At 45.7% G+C, this 291-nt stretch carries 1 tRNA gene; it reads left to right on the top strand.

Features of this window, described 5'->3' with window-relative positions:
- Positions 1-45 precede the first annotated feature (45 nt).
- Positions 46-122, top strand: a tRNA-Ile gene (locus tag KFE26_RS23820).
- The last annotated feature ends 169 nt before the right edge of the window (positions 123-291 follow it).

Here is a 291-nt window from a genome sequence, read left to right as displayed (position 1 = left end):
AGAAAGAGTAAAAGATGGACCTAGTTAAATAGGTTTATCAAAGATGGGTCTGTAGCTCAGCTGGTTAGAGCGCACCCCTGATAAGGGTGAGGTCGGTGGTTCAAGTCCACTCTGACCCACCAAATCTCCGTTCTCCTTTGTTAAATTAACACTCGTTTAGTGAATAAACGTCGCGTTAATTTGCCGCGGATAACTCGATTTGGCAAACCAATCCTTTTAGAGGTTTGGAACATCTTACTTACTCGCACTGCATGTAAATGGGGCTATAGCTCAGCTGGGAGAGCGCCTGCC

The organism is Shewanella sp. M16 (assembly GCF_018224605.1).
Taxonomy (GTDB): domain Bacteria; phylum Pseudomonadota; class Gammaproteobacteria; order Enterobacterales; family Shewanellaceae; genus Shewanella; species Shewanella oncorhynchi.
This window is presented reverse-complemented; position numbering and strand designations above follow the sequence as displayed.